The organism is Colwellia ponticola, from assembly GCF_005885605.1.
GTDB classification, from domain to species: Bacteria; Pseudomonadota; Gammaproteobacteria; order Enterobacterales; family Alteromonadaceae; genus Colwellia; species Colwellia ponticola.
Window position 1 is genome coordinate 302830 of the sequence record NZ_SZVP01000002.1, and the last position, 19395, is coordinate 322224.

At 39.0% G+C, this 19395-nt stretch carries 17 protein-coding genes; 9 read left to right on the forward strand and 8 right to left on the reverse strand.

Features of this window, described 5'->3' with window-relative positions; translation table 11 throughout:
• Positions 1-103: 103 nt before the first annotated feature.
• Positions 104-514 carry a universal stress protein gene (locus tag FCS21_RS04355; RefSeq protein WP_138620774.1) on the forward strand — a complete coding sequence of 137 codons (411 nt, stop codon included), beginning with the start codon at positions 104-106 and terminating at the stop codon, positions 512-514.
• A gap of 248 nt (positions 515-762) precedes the next feature.
• Here the strand turns inward: FCS21_RS04355 and FCS21_RS04360 are convergent, their stop codons facing one another.
• The 3 genes from FCS21_RS04360 to FCS21_RS04370 form a co-directional block, all read right to left on the reverse strand.
• Positions 763-1956 (reverse strand): MFS transporter, encoded by a 1194-nt coding sequence (locus FCS21_RS04360; RefSeq protein ID WP_138620776.1) that lies wholly within the window; start codon positions 1954-1956, stop codon positions 763-765.
• 4 nt (positions 1957-1960) lie between these two features.
• Positions 1961-2848 (reverse strand): universal stress protein UspE, encoded by an 888-nt coding sequence (uspE, locus tag FCS21_RS04365; RefSeq protein WP_138620778.1) that lies wholly within the window; start codon positions 2846-2848, stop codon positions 1961-1963.
• Positions 2849-2970: 122 nt separating this feature from the next.
• Positions 2971-3348, reverse strand: coding sequence for a YtoQ family protein (locus FCS21_RS04370; protein WP_222927942.1), 378 nt, complete (start codon positions 3346-3348; stop codon positions 2971-2973).
• An 878-nt stretch (positions 3349-4226) separates the two neighbouring features.
• On the opposite strand from FCS21_RS04370, the gene FCS21_RS04375 reads away from it, so the two are divergent.
• Together FCS21_RS04375 and FCS21_RS04380 are read left to right on the forward strand one after the other, a co-directional pair.
• Positions 4227-6401: a malate synthase G gene (locus tag FCS21_RS04375; RefSeq protein ID WP_138620780.1), complete on the forward strand. Its 2175-nt coding sequence runs from the start codon at positions 4227-4229 to the stop codon at positions 6399-6401.
• Between the two features lie 14 nt (positions 6402-6415).
• Positions 6416-7252, forward strand: coding sequence for a bifunctional allantoicase/(S)-ureidoglycine aminohydrolase (locus FCS21_RS04380; RefSeq protein WP_138620782.1), 837 nt, complete (start codon positions 6416-6418; stop codon positions 7250-7252).
• A gap of 112 nt (positions 7253-7364) precedes the next feature.
• On the opposite strand, the gene FCS21_RS04385 is transcribed toward FCS21_RS04380, so the two are convergent.
• Together FCS21_RS04385 and FCS21_RS04390 are read right to left on the reverse strand one after the other, a co-directional pair.
• The gene (locus FCS21_RS04385) at positions 7365-7850 is read right to left on the reverse strand and encodes a MarR family winged helix-turn-helix transcriptional regulator (RefSeq protein WP_138620784.1); all 486 of its coding nucleotides are present in this window, start codon (positions 7848-7850) and stop codon (positions 7365-7367) included.
• A gap of 108 nt (positions 7851-7958) precedes the next feature.
• Positions 7959-8963, reverse strand: coding sequence for a catalase (locus tag FCS21_RS04390; protein ID WP_138620963.1), 1005 nt, complete (start codon positions 8961-8963; stop codon positions 7959-7961).
• Positions 8964-9332: 369 nt separating this feature from the next.
• On the opposite strand from FCS21_RS04390, the gene FCS21_RS04395 reads away from it, so the two are divergent.
• Positions 9333-10106 (forward strand): IclR family transcriptional regulator, encoded by a 774-nt coding sequence (locus FCS21_RS04395; RefSeq protein ID WP_246046999.1) that lies wholly within the window; start codon positions 9333-9335, stop codon positions 10104-10106.
• A gap of 106 nt (positions 10107-10212) precedes the next feature.
• Positions 10213-10644: a GlcG/HbpS family heme-binding protein gene (locus tag FCS21_RS04400; RefSeq protein ID WP_138620786.1), complete on the forward strand. Its 432-nt coding sequence runs from the start codon at positions 10213-10215 to the stop codon at positions 10642-10644.
• 279 nt (positions 10645-10923) lie between these two features.
• On the opposite strand, the gene mmsB is transcribed toward FCS21_RS04400, so the two are convergent.
• Together mmsB and FCS21_RS04410 are read right to left on the reverse strand one after the other, a co-directional pair.
• Entirely contained in the window at positions 10924-11820 is an 897-nt protein-coding gene (gene mmsB, locus FCS21_RS04405) for a 3-hydroxyisobutyrate dehydrogenase (RefSeq protein ID WP_138620788.1), read from the reverse strand.
• Between the two features lie 88 nt (positions 11821-11908).
• Positions 11909-13411, reverse strand: coding sequence for a CoA-acylating methylmalonate-semialdehyde dehydrogenase (locus tag FCS21_RS04410; protein ID WP_138620790.1), 1503 nt, complete (start codon positions 13409-13411; stop codon positions 11909-11911).
• A 148-nt stretch (positions 13412-13559) separates the two neighbouring features.
• Here FCS21_RS04410 and FCS21_RS04415 point away from each other — a divergent pair, with 148 nt between their 5' ends.
• Entirely contained in the window at positions 13560-14492 is a 933-nt protein-coding gene (locus tag FCS21_RS04415) for a LysR family transcriptional regulator (RefSeq protein WP_138620792.1), read from the forward strand.
• A 239-nt stretch (positions 14493-14731) separates the two neighbouring features.
• On the forward strand, positions 14732-15379 hold the full coding sequence (locus tag FCS21_RS04420; protein ID WP_138620967.1) for a response regulator transcription factor: 648 nt from the start codon (positions 14732-14734) through the stop codon (positions 15377-15379).
• Positions 15380-15524: 145 nt separating this feature from the next.
• Here the strand turns inward: FCS21_RS04420 and FCS21_RS04425 are convergent, their stop codons facing one another.
• Positions 15525-16313, reverse strand: a complete 789-nt coding sequence (locus tag FCS21_RS04425; RefSeq protein ID WP_246047001.1) for an FCD domain-containing protein — start codon at positions 16311-16313, stop codon at positions 15525-15527.
• Positions 16314-16693: 380 nt separating this feature from the next.
• Here FCS21_RS04425 and FCS21_RS04430 point away from each other — a divergent pair, with 380 nt between their 5' ends.
• Positions 16694-18172, forward strand: coding sequence for an FAD-linked oxidase C-terminal domain-containing protein (locus FCS21_RS04430; RefSeq protein ID WP_138620794.1), 1479 nt, complete (start codon positions 16694-16696; stop codon positions 18170-18172).
• Positions 18169-19395 (forward strand): glycolate oxidase subunit GlcE, encoded by a 1227-nt coding sequence (gene glcE / locus FCS21_RS04435; RefSeq protein WP_138620796.1) that lies wholly within the window; start codon positions 18169-18171, stop codon positions 19393-19395. The genes FCS21_RS04430 and glcE overlap by 4 nt, the downstream gene beginning before the upstream one ends.

Here is a 19395-nt window from a genome sequence, read left to right on the forward strand (position 1 = left end):
TCATAGCGGCACAAGTTTATGATAACGCTACATAAGTAAATAATAATAATAAACAACATATTGAAACAATCTCAATGTGTGTAAATAAAGAGAATTAATTATAATGAATCTAAATATATTAATGCCAATAGATGGTACAGACGACTGTAAAAAAACACTACAAGTATTAAAAAACATGTATAACCCTGAAACGACTCAGGTGACACTAATGTATGTTAATACAACGCTACTTTACGCGGGTGCGGATTTAAGTGAAGATAAAATAAGACGTTCAAAATTAAAGAGTCAAGGTATGTTAGATGATGCCGCTGAATTTATTGCTGAGTTTAAACCGACAGAATTTTACACTGTAGGTTATGCTTGCGAACAAATTTTGAAAAAATCAAAAGAGAATTTTGACTTGATCATTATGTCTAAAAGAGGGCAAAGTGCATTGAACCGTATTCTTCTTGGCTCGGTAACATCGAAAGTTGTTCATAACTCTGCAGTGAGCGTACTAGTGGTACCTCGTTAGTTAACGCTGTTGTAGTGTCTACTGTAACTTAACACAGAGATAAGCAGACACCACTAAGCTAACGATGCTTAGCTATAAAATAAAAAACACCGGCAGTTAGCCGGTGTTTTTGTTTGTGCTGGTTAATACAGCTCTGAGTTGAAAATATAAATGACGATCGGATAGTTCGATCTTCGTCATACAGACCCTGAAATAAATTTAGGGTGACGGTGTTAGTCGCCCTTTAGGTCGATGCTTGTCTCGACACATTATATTTTTTCTGGAACAATGTTTTTAGTGGTAGCATTAGGTAAAAACAGCGCGATGATTACCATGCTTAAACTTAATAAGGTTAAAAAAGTAAATGGCCAGGCAAAGCTTTGTGTTATATCACGACCGATACCAATAAGTGATGGCATGATCCCACCTAATAGATAGCCAAAAAATGACATCATTGACGAAAGTTGCGAAGCCGCGTGTGGTGAGTCAGTCTCTAAAACGGGCAGGGCTAGTGCCAGTGCAAAAGTACCTGAGGTTGTTATGCCTAAGAGTGGCAGCACGATAAGAGGGTACCATTGCGGTGACCAAGTAAGACTTAATAACAGCAAGGTAGAGCTCATGGTTACACCAGCGATTAACTTTCTTCTATCGGCCACACGTGTTGATAGTAACGGGATAACTAAAGCACCTATCATTCCTGAGCCCATAAAAGCGCCAGCAAATATACTCGCTTGATCCGTACTAAAACCTACCTGCTCATAATGCGCAACTATCCAGGTTGATAACGCATAAAATATTCCTGCTTGAGCAGCAAAAAATAGCGTCAGTAACCAGGCTTTAAGTGAACGTAACGGCACCTTTTGATGGTTAAGCAATGTTGATACTTTACCGGTAGCTTTAGGCAAAAATACCGCTAAGACAATAAAAGCTACTACCGCTAAAACGCCCCAAATAGCTAAGCCGAAGTGCCAAGCACCACCACTCACGTTTATAATAGGGATGGTTAACGCCACAGCTATTGATGCGCCCAATGAAATACTGACCGAATAAATGGCGACAGCACTAGCCATTTTATTAGCAAAATGCTGTTTAATAAATCCAGACATTAATGGACCAGCAATGGCAATGGCGCTGCCGGCAATAAACGCAGAAGTTAACAGTATGGTAAAACTAGATTGGCTGAAGTAGCGTAATAAAAAAGCCAGCGTTAGTATTGCCATGGTGGCCGTTAGCGTCGTTTCTTGTCCCCATTTACGCGCAAGCATCGGTGCTAGGGGAGCAAATAACCCCATCAATAAAACAGGAATGGTAGTAATTAAGCCAGCACTAGCGCGGCTAATAGATAGCTCTTCAACAATACGCTCCATTACAGGAGCAATAGAGGTCAGAGCAGGGCGTAAGTTAATAGAGATAAGTATAAGGACTAGCCAAAAAAGGCTAGCCCTTAAAGTCGTTGAACTCAAGTTATTAACCTTTAATAACAAGCGTATCGCAGTCTAACTTATCGATAATATACTCAGCCGTATTACCTAATAACGCCGCATCAACACCTTTACGCCCAACAGAGCCTAAAATTAAACATTCAGCTTCTAAATCAGCACAAACCTGAGGAACCACTTTGCCAGGTAAGCCTTCTTTAACGATAATATTTACTTTAGGTATATTTAATTTATCAGCGAGACTTTGTAAATCTTGCTTATGTTTTGCCATCACTTTCGCATTGATTTTTTCAGGATCAAAAGCAGACTTATCAACGGTAATATGAATAGGCGCTTTACTTACTGTATTAACAAAATGTAAGTTGGCATCAAACATTTTAGCCATTGATGCTGCCTCAGCCGCTACTTTTTCACTTAAACATTCATGTTTTTTATCGCCACTATCTAAGCTAATCGCCGTAACAATATCGCCATTTTCTGTCCACTTATGGTTTTTAACCATCAAGACATTAATTGGACTGCATCGGAGTAGGTTCCAATGGTCAGGAGTAAATAAGTTACGAATTGATTTTTCATACTGCTTAGTTTCTTTGATAATTAAATCGCAGTTATTGCTTGTGGCTAAATTAATAACGCCTTCGTACCATTTTTTATGCCAAGTAACAACACAGCTTGTTTTTGTTGTTACTTCAAGCGACGCAGCTAAGGCTTCTAATACCTTCATCTGATCGTCAATAAGGTCTTGTTTAAGCTGAGCGGCAACATCGGAAGCTTTTTCAATGCTTCGGTTGTACATCGAAGTTCCTAATACTAACTCAGCATTATATTTATTTGCTAAGAATACCGCACGCGCAAGTGCAGGTTGTTTTTCTCTGTGAGGTGTTATAGCGACTAGTATACGTTTATAATCTGTCATAATATTATTTTCCTTTTTTTATGTTTAACAGTTAGGTTGACTATTTTTGGGCGACATATTCAATAATTCTAATTACGTCAGTAGGCTTTTTACCTATGCGAAAGTCATCGCATCTACTTCTTTTAATGGCTGACAATATTGCCACCGTGCAAAGTATTACTAGGTTTACCTAAAGCAGTACAGTAAACAGTAGTAAACTCTGCATTCCATTGTTTGTATTGATCACCTAAGACCATAACAGCGACATTATAAATAGAGGTAAGCGTGTGCGCCGTTAAGGAAGTAACATGGGAATATAGGTGAGCAGGCCAATATGCGTTATGGCTATTAAAGACATTGTTATAAATAATAAAGCGATAAATAAAATGGTATACACTGGCGAGTAACTGACCGACATGCTCAAGCGAGAGCAAAGTAGGGAAATAACGACAAACTAGGGCTTTTTGTTGTCGGCAATCAGACCTTATTACCTCTAATGGGTAAATATACCATCGCTTCATAGTCATGCCTTCTTAGTTAGTAGACCAGCCGAGATTTATTTATATCAGAGTGTAATGACTCTAACAAATTATTACGATATCCACCTAGAGAAGCATTCCACATCGCGGGATGTGTAGCACTCATTAACGGCGTTATTTTAAACAATACTGTGTTCGGTGGTAACCTTAATAACAGTTTAGCTATACCTAGGTTATCGCTAAAGTATCGCCAAGTTATCGCCAAATTAAGCCTTATCAAACGATGACGGTAGAGATAATAGCGCTAATACTTTACTCAATAAGTTCAGTAATCATCACTATCACTTAATGATAGTGATTAAAAATCATCAAATAGCCGGCGGTACTGACAGCTAAACAAACACTTATTCTACCTAATTAACTCACGGTAACATGATCAGCTAACGACTAAGTTATCTATTAACAATACCCTATATAGCGGTAAGTCACTCAAATAAAACTACTTCTACTCTCTATAACACCAGTTACCGCTAAGCGTATTTCTCATTAATAACTATTGCTACTTATATTAACCAGTAAAAGCTATCTGTTTATTGACGTTGAGCAAGTTTAGTTAAATTAGTATTAGCTGATAAATAACCGAGTTAATTGTATCTATAACCTATGAAAGCAAGCCCCTCCACAAATCTATAATAGCGACTATAGTTCAGTGGTAGCGATAATAAAAAAGTTAAGGTAACTTGCTCAATAAGTAACTCAAGTCACTGTAGAATAATCCATCAGTAATTGTCAACAATTATGTTTACAATTACCTGTCGTTGTTGACAGGTGTCTTGCATTTGTTTACATTTAGGAGAATTGAGCTTTAAGTATCCATTAAGTATCCATTAAGTATCCATAAGAAATGAGTGAATAAGAAGATGACAGTCTATATACAAAAAGGTTTATTAAAGGTAAATGCTGATCTAGTTGAATTTATACAAAAAGAAGTGTTACCTGGCTTACAAGTTTCAGAAGTTCACTTTTGGGATTCTTTATCAAAAATAACCCATGAGTTTGGTCCAGAAAACCGAGCTTTGCTAGCAAAGCGACTCAATCTACAAGAACAAATTGATGCGTGGAATGTAGCCCATCAAGGTAAGTTTGAAGTAGCTGAATATAAAAGCTTTCTTATGGATATTGGTTATCTTGTCCCTGAAGGTGAAGACTTTAAAATTACCACTCGTAATGTTGATAAAGAAGTTAGTACTAAAGCAGGCCCACAATTAGTTGTACCTGCCGCTAATGCTCGTTTTTCTCTTAATGCAGCTAATGCGCGTTGGGGTAGTTTATACGATGCATTATATGGTACAGATGTGATTAGTGATGAAGGTGGTGCTGAAAAAACAGCTAAGCATAACCCTATCAGAGCCGCTAAAGTTATCGCCTACGGTCGTGACTTTTTAGACACTCATTTTCCTTTAGCCAATGCTTCACACAAGCAAGTAACTGGCTATGAAATTAGCGACAAGCAATTATCGGCAAAACTTGCTGATGGTACAAGTACGCAACTGGTTAATGCCGAGCAATTACTAGGCTATCAAGGTGAGCAGAGCGCACCTAGCTCAATTCTAATTAATCATAATCATTTGCGTGTCGCCATTGAAATTGATAGAGAGTCACTTATTGGTAAATCTGATGCTGCAGGTATCAAAGACATTACCTTAGAGTCTGCGCTGACTAACATACAAGATTTTGAAGACTCTGTTGTTGCTGTTGATGCTAACGAAAAAATTCACGTATATCGCAATTGGCTTGGCTTAATGAAAGGCGATTTAAGTGAAACTATCGAAAAAGGCGGTAAAGTATCGCAACGTATTTTAAAAGCAGACAAAATTTATACTGATCTAACGGGCAACGACTTTAGCGTGAAAGCACGTAGTTTATTATTCTGTCGTAACGTTGGTCATTTAATGACAAACCCTGCAGTAATTGATAAAGATGGTCTTGAAATACAAGAGGGCATCATGGATGCTCTGGTAAGTTGCTTAATTGCTTTACATGATATTAATAAAACCAGTTTTCACAGTAACTCAGTTAACGGCAATATCTACATCGTTAAACCTAAAATGCATGGCCCTGAAGAAGTCGCTTTTGCTAATACCTTATTTGATGCGGTTGAAGATGCCTTAGGTCTTAAAAGAGATACCATTAAAATTGGTGTTATGGATGAAGAACGCCGTACCACAGTAAACTTAAAAGAGTGTATCCGCGCGGTTAAAAGTCGTATCGTTTTCATTAATACAGGTTTCCTTGACCGAACGGGTGATGAAATACATACTAGTATGCTATTAGGTCCAATCGTACCTAAGGGTGAAATGAAATCACAGCCGTGGATCCAAGCCTATGAAGATTGGAATGTTGATGTTGGTCTTGCTTGTGGTTTCTCAGGCGTAGCGCAAATTGGTAAAGGCATGTGGGCCATTCCTGATGAAATGGCTGATATGATGGAACAAAAAATAGCACATCCATTATCAGGTGCTAATACCGCATGGGTTCCGTCACCAACGGGAGCAACGTTACATGCTATTCATTATCACCAAGTGGATGTTTATGGTAGACAAGCTGATTTAGCGCAGAGAGCACGGGCTAATGTCGATGATATATTAACAGTACCACTACTGAAAAACCCTGCAGAGTTAACACCTGAAGCGATTGAAAAAGATCTAAACAACAACGCACAAGGACTATTAGGTTATGTAGTTCGTTGGGTTGATTTAGGTATGGGCGCTTCTAAAGTACCTAATATCGATAACATCGGTTTGATGGAAGATAGAGCAACGTTACGCATTTCTAGCCAACATATTTGTAACTGGCTAGAGCATAATATTTTGACTGAATCACAAGTAAGAGCCTCTTTAGAAAAAATGGCTGTTATTGTTGATCAGCAAAATGAACATGATCCAAAATATCAAGCCATGTCTAAGGACTTTGACAATAGCTTGGCCTTTAAGGCAGCACTAGACTTAGTGTTTAAAGGCAAAACACAACCAAATGGATATACTGAACCATTGCTTCATGAATACCGAGCAAAATTTAATGAAGCCCAGAAATAGAGGAAAGACTAACCATGTCAAATAACAACACTTATTATGCGCCTACAGGCGGATTACCACCACAAACACAAATAACAGCAGATCGCGCTATTTTTAAAGATGCTTACGCACTTATTCCTAAAGGCGTTATGTCTGATATTGTTACTAGTTACTTACCTTTCTGGGACGATATGCGTATGTGGGTTATTGCACGCCCTCTTAGTGGCTTTGCAGAAACTTTTTCACAATACATTGTTGAAGTTGCCCCTAAAGGTGGCTCTGAAAAGCCTGAACTTGATGATGCAGCGCAAGGCGTTCTTTTTGTTGTTGGCGGTCAAATGGACATCACTATTGAAGGTGTTGCCCATCATTTAGATACAGGTGGTTACGCATACTTACCACCGGGTTGTAACTGGACCATTAGAAACAATAGCGATGAAAATGTAACATTCCATTGGATCCGTAAAGCTTACCAATATGTTGAAGGTCTTGAAGCACCAGAAGCATTCGTAACAAGCGATCAAGACTTAAGTCGTACTGATATGCCTGATACTGACGGTGTTTGGAGTACTACAAGATTTATGGACCCTACAGATATGCGTTTTGATATGCATGTTAACGTAGTAACGTTCCAACCAGGTGGCGTAATCCCATTTGACGAAACGCATGTTATGGAACATGGTTTATACGTGCTAGAAGGTAAAGCAGTTTACCATCTAAATGGCGAGTGGGTTGAAGTTGAAGCGGGTGACTTCATGTGGTTACGTGCTTTCTGTCCACAAGCGTGTTACACCGGTGGTCCAGGCGAATTTAGATATTTACTATACAAAGATGTAAATAGACATATGCCATTTATCAGACCTGAAAAGTAAGCTTTTCTTTATACTGATTAAGTAAGCAACTATGCGTATAAAAGATAAAAATTCTTTATACGCATTTTTTTTACTTTTTTTATGATGACTTAGCTATTAAGTAAATCTTTCACTAACAATTAATCCTAGTTAAATATTTTCTCAGTAACTGTTCAATTTGCGCTTGTTCTTCGTCTGAAAACACGGAAACCAAATTTCGTTGATGCTCAGTATGTTTAATAATCATCTCTTCTATTAAAATCAAGCCTTTGGGGGTTAGTGAAACATCAACGCCTCTTTTATCCGCCTTATTGATTTGACGCTTAACGAGTTGCCTTTTTTCAAGTAAATCTATTCTACTGGTCATCGTGCCCGACGTTATTAACATTTGTTCAAGTAATTGATTTGGGGAAAGCGTATGGGGAGGCCCAGAGCGAAGTAGGGTTGCTAGTACATCAAAACCTGCGCTGGTGATTTCGTATTTATCAAAAGAGCTAGATAATTGGTCATTCATGTATTTTGATATACGCAATATACGACTGGTAATCGCCATCGGCTGAGTATCAAGCTGTGGCATTTGACTTAGCCACTGCTCAATTTTTTTATCTATTTCGTCCATTCAATTCACTCTGAGCTCAAATCGTTAGTAGCGACTATTATAACGTTTGCTTCAATAGTAGCTACTACACTCGTTGGTATTATACCAAATGGATTATATAAATTAGTATTATAAACGTCTAACAAACGACTCTACATACGCGGGAGTTCTTGCATTGAGAATAGGATCAGCAGAAACAGAGATACCTTCAGGTAACAATACTGGGTTAAAGATAGTATCACCACATTGCTGTGTTAAAGGGGCTTTATCTCGCTCACCGTTGATTATAAGCTGACCTACCAATAGTCTTTGACGTGATTCTGGCCAGACAATAGTAGGATCATTAATTTCATCACCTGCTTGAGCCAGTTTAATGTATAAATTCCATACAGCCGGATCTTTTTCGATGCTTGATAATAGTGTCTCTTTTAAAAAGTCATCAGGCATTTTCGCTAACTCTGCTTTAGATAAGTTGTTGTCACCTTTAACCGGTTCAAAAAACCAACGTCCTGGCGCTATATCATTCTTTTGTGTCTTAAAAAGAAAACTGTTGACACCAAAGTAACGATTATTTTCAAAGCTAGCACTCGTTGGGCGTTGTTCAACATAGTCAAAAAAGGCTTTTGCATGCGGCTTATTATCTTTTAGCCACTGCTTACCGGCAGCGCCTTGTTTTACCTTATTTTGAAAGATAAAAAAATCATCAAGGTTGTTAGCAAAAAAAGGCTGAGCATTGGAAGTAACAAAATTAATGCTACCTGCATCGCCATCAATTTTAAGTGACATAAAACGTCCTGAGCCTTTATCTGAAGCATTAATATTGGTACCGCCAAGCGAAAAACGTGCAACGACATTTATTTCTTCTTGCTTAAAAAAAGGAATATTTAACGTTTCTTGCAGCGCCATATTAGGTTCAAATTTTCCTGAAGTACAAAAGCCTTTAGCGTGGTTACGCAATTTTACTTTTTTACCTGCTTCTCTACTGGCTTTATCAGGCGTGCCATTAACCGCATCAACAAGTTCAGCAATAGTGTGCTGTGTTGAGTTGTCTGCAGAAAATACGGGTAGTGCTAACAGTGATAAAGAAGACAGTAAAAAGGTTTTTTTTAGCAAGGTGAATTGTGAGTTAGTCATCATGACTCCATTCCTTAGGTGATAGTTTAGGTAATAACTTAGTTAATATTTTAGGTCGACTTTACATGACTTTTTTAAGTGATTATTTAAGTAATAATTAAGTAAACAGTTTAGGTTATAGCATACGTTTTAGCGGTTAATTTAGTTAGACAGGGTAAGGTATATAAAACTTTCAAAAAATATCAACTATCTGCAATACGCTTTATATTAAGCGTTATTGTTTTCATAATATGAAATTAACGATTGAAAGGATCACTTTTAATTTACTATGTTTCATATAGTGAAAATAATAGTGTTTTGTGTTGAAATTTTTGTACTGTACTATTTGGGACAATAGGTATTGGGTTATTGTAAAGTTCTTAGAAAAGTATGATTAAAAAAACTAAATCAGAATCCAGAATTCAAGTGATTGACCGAGCGGCATTATTGTTAGATTCGATATCACGTTATTCCATGCCAGTTAGTCTAAAAGCACTCAGCGCAGATACAAACTTAGCGTCTTCTACCGCCTTTCGAATTTTACATTCGCTCATTGCTAATCATTTTGTTGAACGAGACAGCAAAGGAAAATATCAATTAAGCGGTCGGTTAATCAGATTAAGTAGTAATCAAAATGCAGTGATAGATTTTCGTAAAGTCGCCATCCCTTACATGGAAAAGCTCAGAGATCAATTTGGTGAAACCATTAACCTAACAACCCGTGAGGGCGATGTGGTTATTTATGTTGAAAAAGCTATTCCAGATAGAATGATGCACGTACAGCAAATTATTGGTAGTCGTGCGCCACTGCATGTAACGGGTGTCGGTAAAATGATGCTAGGTAGAGAAGGGTTAGAAGGTATACGTGGTTATGTACAACGTACTAACTTACCCAGTTATACACGCAAAACCTTTTCAAACTTAGACTCTTTGGCGGCAGAAAGTAAATTATGCCTTGAGCAAGGCTATGCTTATGACAATGAAGAAGCTGAAATTGGCGTAGGCTGTATTGGCGTGCTGTTATATGACAAATACGGCGAGGTTGTCGCAGGACTCTCTGTTTCAGCGCCTATTCAACGCCGAAGAGATGAGTGGATAAAACCTCTGGTTAAAGCTGGCAAAGCAATTTCAGCCAAGCTTGGTTACATAAAAGCGAAAGACTAACAACAAAAGAGCAATAAGCAGTACCAATTCTCAAACTCTCCTATTTTCCACAATCACTAAACCTTGTTTGAGAAGTAAAAATTTTAAAAACTAAAGGGTGTTAAACATGTTAACAATTAATAGATTAAACCAAGTAGAGGCTAAATTAATAATTAATGGGGCAGTTAAAAAAGCAACCGAATTAGGCGTAGCAATGTGTATTTCCGTGGTTGATGAATCAGGTAATCTAATTGCGTTTGAACGCATGGATGGCGGTAAAATACACAGTATTACGCTTTCGCAAGATAAAGCATTTACTGCTGCATCTGCGCGTAAAGGTACTCATGAATTAAATAAAGCCTGCGTACCAGGTAATGAAAATAACTTATTTGGTATTCATACGGCATTAGGCGGCAGAATGTGTGTTGTCGGTGGTGGCTTACCTATTAGCTATCAAGGCAACGTTGTTGGTGGTATTGGTATTAGTTCAGGCTCACCAGCACAAGACTTAGCGTGTGCGCAAGCAGGCGTTGATGTTTTTGATAAGTTAAGTTCTTAATAAGCAAAGAAGCTAAGCAAATATTTTTAACGTTAAAAAAGGCCGACACATTATGTGTCGGCCTTTTACATGAGCCAGTAATAAAAAGAAAGAGTATTATACCAATCTCACTAACTATGTGATCATTTCTACTGGTTAGAACAACCAACTACTGCGTTATTTATTTTATAATTAGAACAACTAGTTATTAAAATAAACGCCTTGTATTTGGCTGTCCTTCCTGCGTATAAAGTAGATCACCTAATTAATGAAACTGGTATTACTTTTCTTACTTGGTACTTACTTAGTGCTTACTTGGCTAAAAAGTTCAAAGGCACTGGAAAAGTCTTTAGCACCATTACCATTGGCAGCATGCATAGCATATAAACTACGCGCTAACGCTCCCATGGGTGTTGAAGAATGGCTTTTTATCGCAGTGTCCATCGCTAAACCTAAATCTTTCGCCATTAAATCAACCATAAAACCGCCTTGATAATCATTAGACGAAGGCACGTTTTCCATCACGCCAGGGCAGGGGTTGTATACATCAAGCGTCCAGTTACTACCCGAACTATTGCTCATAATATTTGATAACACCTTAGCATCTAAACCATTACTAATACCTAACTGTAATGCTTCAGAAGTTGCTAACATAAGTACTGATAACAACATATTATTGCAGGCTTTTGCTACTTGACCAGCACCATGTTCACCGGCATGAAAAACATTTTTCCCCATCGCATCTAAAATAGCTTTTGCCTGATTAAAATCAGTCTCACTACCACCAACCATAAAACTTAACGTACCGGCAATTGCACCACCAACACCACCCGACACGGGTGCATCAATAAAGTTAATGTCTTTTTCAAGCAAGCCATTAGCGACATTAATTGAGGTAGCAGAATCAATGGTAGATGAATCAATCACTAACGCGCCTTTAGCAATATGATTGATTAAACCATTTTCTGATAAATATACCGTTTCTACATGCTTGCCTGCAGGCAACATTGAAATAATAAAGTCAGCCCCTTTAACACAATCACTGGCTTTTGCGTGTGTAGTTGCGCCTTGTGCTACCACTTGAGCAATGGCTTGCTCAGATAAATCAAACACACAAACTTGATGGCCAGCGTTAATTAAATTGATAGCCATAGGGCTACCCATATTTCCTAATCCGATAAAGGCAATATTCGCCATGATATTCTCCTATTGGGCTAAAAGCTTTCTGTAAAAGCTTCTGCAAAGGTAAAATAAAAGTAACGTGATCGTTATTTCATCTTAGCTGTTATTTCATACTAATCGTGGTATGCACGTTAACACCATCTTGATGATCAGGCTCAAACCAACGCGTAGTTACCGACTTTGTTTGTGTCCAAAAGCTTACTGTTTGTTTACCATTTGGTCCTAAATCACCTAATTTAGACGCTCTTGAACCGGTAAAACTAAAGAAAGCCACGGGTACAGGAATAGGCACATTAATACCAACTTGACCAACATCTACTTCATTTTCAAATAAACGCGCATGCCAACCTGACGAGGTAAATAGTGAGGTGCCATTACCATTAGGATTAGCATTAATTATCTCAATCGCTTGTTCTAACGTATCAGTGGTTAGTACACATAACGCAGGACCAAAGATTTCTTGCGTGTAAATGTCCATGTCAGTGGTCACATCGGTGAATAATGTTGGCCCGACAAAGTTACCTTCAGGGTAACCTTCTACTTGACAATCTCTGCCGTCAATTAACAGCGTAGCACCTTGAGCAACACCACTATCAAGTAAGCTAATAATACGTTTTTTGGCTTGCGGTGAAACCACCGGACCTAAGTCGGCATCACGCTGAGAGCCAGGGCCCACTTTCATTAATTTAGCGCGCTCAACAACTTCAGGTAACCAGTTACGGGCTTCGCCCACTAAAATAGTGACGGGATTTGCCATACAGCGTTGACCTGCTGCGCCAAAAGCTGAGCCGAGTAAGTCATTAATCGCTCTGTCTTTATTGGCATCAGGCATAATAACCATATGATTCTTAGCGCCCATCATCGCTTGGGCGCGCTTGCCGTGTTTACTGGCGTGATTATATATATGCGTGCCAACATGGGTTGAGCCAATAAAAGATACTGCTTTTACATGTTCATGTTCAATTAAGGCATTCACCGCATCAGGACCGCCGTGGACAACATTAATCACACCTGCAGGTAAGCCTGCTTGCATAGCCAGTTCGACAAAGCGCACTGTAGAAGAAGGTGCTTGCTCTGATGGCTTAAGCACAAAAGTATTACCGCAAGCCACCGCAGGCGGAAACATAAAGGCAGCTAACATCAGTGGAAAGTTAAACGCGGTAATGCCTAAGCCAACGCCAAGAGGTTTATGCAAAGTATAAGTGTCGACACCTGAAGCAACGTTATTACCCATATCACCTAGTTGTAAACGGGTAACCGAACAAGCATTTTCAATAGCTTCTAAGGCTCTACCTACTTCACCTTCAGCATCGGGTAAGGTTTTACCATGCTCTAAAGTCACTAGCTCGGCTAATTCTTGGGTATGTTCACGCACCAAATGGGCAAAAGTCACCATAATGCGCATACGATGCGTTAATGAAGTTTTAGACCACGTTTTAAAAGCGTTTTGTGCACTTTGTACGGCTAACTCAATTTCTGCTGGGGTTGCAATCGGTACACGGGCAACCACTTCTTGGTTTGTTGGGTTTAATACATCTAACCATTGTTTCGTTTGCGAACGAATTTTTTTACCATTAATAATTAGCGGAACTTCAGTGATACTCATAGCAACCTCATTTAAATTTATAATAAAAGCCTATAAGCAAGATAGGCTTTTATTGATAGAGTCACAATAAGCATAAATGCAATGCGCCTTGTATTATTGCAAGTCCTTGTGATATAGATATAACTATGGATGAATTGAGATATTAGTAATGAATTGGGATGATATAAAAATATTTCTTGAAGTGGCTCGAGCCGAGCGACTTTCAACAGCAGCTAAACGTCTAATCATGGACGCTTCTACTGTGTCTAGGCGCTTACATAAGCTAGAAGAAAGCATAGGTACCAAGTTGTTTGACCGTACACAAGACGGTCATGTACTTACTCCTGATGGTGACGTGTTACTGCATGTAGCATGCAAAATGGAACAAGATGCCCAGCATGCACTATCTAGCATACAAAATAACAATCAAGATAATGGTGGTTTGGTACGTATTGGCGTAACCGAGGCATTAGGTAACTTCTTTGTTTCACCTAACTTAGTGGCATTACAGCAACACTATCCTAATATTAACGTACATTTATTATTGTTCTCCCGTTACGTAAAAATTAGTCGAAATGAAGCAGATATCGCTATTGCGGTGGAGCGACCGAAAAGTACCTCTATGATAGTCTCTAAGCTGTGTGACTATAAATTACAGCTCTATGTCCATCAAGATTACTTGGATAAAAGCGTGGATAACGGCTTAGCTAAGCCCGATAATAGCAGCATAGCACTTGAACACTTAGCTCAGCATAAGTGGGTTAGTTACGTAGATAATTTAATTTTTACCGATCAATTATCTTATACCAAGGAACTAAGTCGCTACTTAGGTGACGAATTTACAGCAAGCTTTAGTAGTACCAGTATTATCAGTCAGTACTTTGCCATTAAAAGCGGTTTAGGTATGGGTATCCTGCCGTGCTTTTTAGCCGAACAAGACAAAAGTTTGATTAAACTCCATAGCCAAGAAATCTGCATCAAGCGCAGTTTTTGGTTAGTTGCTCACCCAGAGAGTAAGCGTTTGACACACGTAAATACCGTATGGCAATACTTGAAAGAGCTTGTATTAAATCAGGCTGAGTTACTCAACCCCCAAAGCTAATGTGCAGCAAACAGATAAAATAAATTAGCAAAAATAAATACCAAGTTCTCGCTAGCAGCTTTATAGATACTTTGCTAATGTGTCTTTACCTTGAAAGTCTTCACTTAATAAAAAGCAATCGATCTGTCTAACTTGTGAGTAATTTATGGTTAATATACAAGCGGTTTGTGCCTGTTATATTAGCCATTCAACTGATAAATATAGTCGATTAAGCGGTGAGTTTAACGATGAGTTTACCTATGTTTGATAACATGAAAATAATACTAGCAGACGACCATCCTCTCTTTCGTCAGGCGTTAACCATTACCTTAACATCGCACTTTACCGGCGCGTTAATTGTTGACGCGCAAAATATTCCTGAACTTGAAGAGCACTTGAAAAGCCCAGAAAAAGCCGACTTATTATTGCTAGATTTGGATATACCCGGTGCACACGGTTTTAACAGTTTAATTAATATTAGGCGCTCACACCCTGAATTAGGTATTGTCATTATCTCTGGTTTTGAAGATAAAGAAACTATACATAAAGCAATGAGCTTTGGCGCGGCAGGTTTTATTCCTAAATCTACTCCGGTTCCCAGCATGGTAGTGGCGATAAAAGAAGTACTTAATGGCACACTATGGACGCCCGATGGCGAGTTTAATCCCGAGACAAACACGACTCATATCCACGATAAAATAGCGTCACTAACGCCTAAACAACATCAAATATTATTAATGTTTGCTGACGGTTTACTCAACAAGCAAATAGCTTATGAGTTAGGCACGTCTGAATCAACCATTAAGAGTCATGCCAGTATTATTTTCTTAAAGCTGGGGGTACGTAATCGCACGCAAGCGGTTATCGCTTTAAATGAATTACAATTGAACCAAAACACTTTTGGGTAATCAGTCGGCCAATTAATCACTCGTTATACCACGAGTAGCACGAATACTATTGCGACCGCAGTGGTATTGAAAATGAGCGCAATAGTGCTTGCCGCTCATTATAAAGTTATTGATGTGTGTACCCTATAGTGGTTAATAGACCAGCTCACAGCCTCAATATTTTTGCACGTTCTTCGCGTTGCTCTTCTCGCTCTATTTCTAGTATGCGATCACGTACATTACGAATATGTTCGCTAGCTACTTTTTTCGCTGTTTCAGGCTGGCGATTCATAATCGCATTGTAGATTTGTTGATGATGCTTATCAATCTGTTGTTTTTGGCGATCACGATGATACAAATTAGTTACCGAAGCCACGACACTATTGAGCATAAGTTGCATTAAATTTTGTAAGGTATGTACTAACACCGGGTTATGAGAAGCTTCATAGATCGCCCGATGAAAAGCGTGATCTAGTTGCGCCATATGTAGATTAGCCTTGCCAACATCGCCTGCTATTTTTATGTCTTGATTCACAGGTTCAGGTTTACCATTCATCGCATTATAAGCTTTTGTTATTTTATAAAAATCTTTCTCGGTGCCTCTTTCTGCAGCTAATTGAGCTGCCTCACACTCCAATAGCTCTCTTACTTCAAGCAAATCATAAAGTAGGCGAGGGTGACTATAGTATAAACGCGCTAACGGTGTTTCATTGTTCACGTCATCTAGCATACCAACCACAAATGAGCCCTGACCATGGCGAGTTTCTATGACACCACGACCTCGTAGATTTTTTAACGCCTCTCTAATTGTAGGTCTAGACACCTTTAACCGCTGGGTAAGTTGCCTTTCTGAAGGCACTTTATCACCGGGTTGTAAGGTACCATCCAAAATAAGCTCTTCTAAATGACGAGAAACTCTCATCGAATGGGTTTCAACAATGCTGTCTGTACTCACCAATGTCTCCTTAGTTATAGCGTAAATAGTGGTAATACCAGTAATATGGTTTAGTAAGGGTCGCTAATTTATCTGATAATAATTTATAAAAAACAAAATTTTAAGTCATTAATGAAGTGCAGGGTAAATATTAATGGTATTACCAGTAACTATTGAGCTAGACAAATATATTGCAATAACACTATTGTGAAGCACATGTTTTTTTACTCATTGCTTAGCAATACGACCAATACAGAGTAATAAGAACTTTACCAATAAGAAAACGGCTAGCGCGAGCAGTCGACAACAACAGCGGTGAGGTGCTTAAGCACAATAAAGTCTTTTTAGTAAACAATGAGCCCCTAATTAAATGAATACCAGCCCTAAAAACAGGTTGTACTATGACAAAAATAACACCGGTAGAATTATCAGAGAAGTTAACATCATTTATTAACCCAGATTATGTGATAAGTGATGCTGAGACACAAAAAGTGTATGAATGCGATGGTCTTGCCGCTTATTGTGAAATGCCTATGCTAGTTGTCTTGCCAGAAACAGTAGAACAAGTACAGCGCGCTCTACAACTATTTAATCAATATGAAATCCCTGTGGTAGCTCGTGGCTCTGGCACCAGTTTATCTGCGGGTGCAACCCCTCATAAAGAAGGTGTTGTACTATCACTTGCCAAGTTTACAAATATTCTGCACATAGACCCTAAAGCACGTACGGCTCGTTTGCAACCAGGCGTACGTAACCTTGCTATTAGTGAAGCAGCAGCAGAGCATGGCCTTTATTATGCGCCGGATCCATCGTCACAAATTGCCTGTTCTATTGGTGGTAATGTGGCGGAAAATGCAGGAGGCGTACACTGCCTTAAATATGGTTTAACCGTGCACAATGTTTTAAAAATAAACATGCTTACAGTCGAAGGTGAATTAATTTCAATAGGTAGTGAAGGTCTTGATAATTATGGCATGGATTTACTTGCCTTAATTAACGGCTCTGAAGGTATGTTAGGTGTCATCACCGAAATTACGGTTAAATTATTACCTATTCCACAAAAAGCCCAAGTGATATTGGCTGGTTTTGATTCAGTACAAACCGCAGGAGACGCCGTAGGTCGTGTTATTTCTCAAGGTATTATCCCTGGCGGTTTAGAAATGATGGACTCTTATGCGATAAAAGCTGCCGAAGCCTTTGCTAATGCAGGCTACCCTTTAGATGCCCAAGCACTGTTACTGTGTGAACTCGACGGTACTGAAGACGAAGTACAAGCCAATACCCAACAGGTAGCCGAGTTATTTACTAAACTAGGCGCTACCAGTGTCCGCATATCCCAAAACGAGACAGAACGTGCACTTTTTTGGAAAGGAAGAAAGTCAGCTTTTCCTGCTGTTGGGCGTTTATCACCTGATTATTATTGTATGGATGGCACCATTCCTCGAGGTCAGCTTGCTTACGTGTTAACAGAAATTAATCGTTTATCGAAAGAGTATGATTTACGGGTAGCCAATGTTTTTCATGCCGGTGATGGTAATTTACATCCGCTCATTTTATTTGATGCAAACACCCCTGGCGAATTTGAAAAGACCGAAGAGTTTGGCGGAAGAATTTTAGAACTTTGTGTTGAAGTCGGTGGCTGTATTACCGGAGAGCATGGCGTAGGTTTAGAGAAAATACGTCAAATGGCAACGCAATTTAACGATAAAGAAATAGCGCAATTTCACCTTATTAAATCGGCTTTCGACCCCAAAACAACACTTAATCCAGGCAAAGGCATTCCTATGTTAAAGCGCTGTCAAGAGTATCGTTCATTAGGCAAGTATAAAGATAAGCGTAAAGACTGCGCGCATCAGTCGACCGGAGAAAATCACGCATGAGTAGCATACAACAAAAATCCCCCACTGACTTCAAAGCGAATGATGATACTAACAACCTCATTAACCAAATTAAGCAGGCTGCTGATAATAAAACGCCGATTAGAATAGAGGGTAATGGTACTAAACGCCAATTAGGCCACAGTATTAATAGTAATCACGCCGTTGTTTCTACGCGTGCACACAGCGGTATTATTAATTATGACCCTGTTGAACTAGTCATGACCGCACGTGCAGGTACAACACTGGCTGAAATTGATGCAGTACTTGCAGAAAATCAGCAAACACTAGCTTGCGATCCCGCTCGTTTTAATGGGCAAGCGACTATTGGCGGTTCGTTGGCAACCAATCAGGCTGGCCCCTCAAGACCTTGGCTAGGCTCTTTACGTGACCATGTGCTGGGCGTAAACCTTATTAATGGTAAAGGTGAATACCTACGCTTTGGCGGCAAAGTCATGAAGAATGTTGCTGGTTACGATGTCTCAAGATTACAAGCGGGTGCTATGGGGACACTAGGATTAATGACTGAAATTAGTGTTAAAGTCTTACCGTTTGCTAGCGCTAGCATGACGGTGCGACAAGCTTTATCTCAGGCTGAAGCCATTAGTAATATGAACTTATTAGCAGGGCAACCGACACCGCTAAGTGCAGCGAGTTGGGTGAATGGTTATTTATATTTACAGTTTTCAGGTGCGCAAAGTGCCGTAGAAAACGCGGTAAATAGTCTAGTTAGTGGGACGGTTAATAAAAAATTCACCACAGCCTCTCGTAAATACAACAATAGTGAAATATTAAGTCTCGAGCAGGCTAGCGATTTTTGGACACAACTACGCGATCAACAATTAGACTTTTTTAATAACCTGGCTGCGGATGAATCTCTTTGGCGCTTTTCTATTAACCCTACTGCTTGGGATGACTTTAGTAACAATGTTGATGATAAAGCTTGGTTAGCCGATTGGGGCGGTGCATTACGCTGGCTAAAAGGTGACTTTAACCAAGAAAAACTCAGTGATTGGGCTCAACGACACGGCGGAGAAGTTACTTTATTTGCTCAAAGCCAAAAACAAAGCCAAAGAGACAGTCAAAATGAACATGATTTTACAGGTGCGGGTCAAATTACATTACCGCCGATAAACCCAGTTATACAAAGAATTCAAACTAATATAAAAAATTCATTCGATCCTAACCGTATTCTAAATATTGGTCGTTTATATCATTGGAGCTAA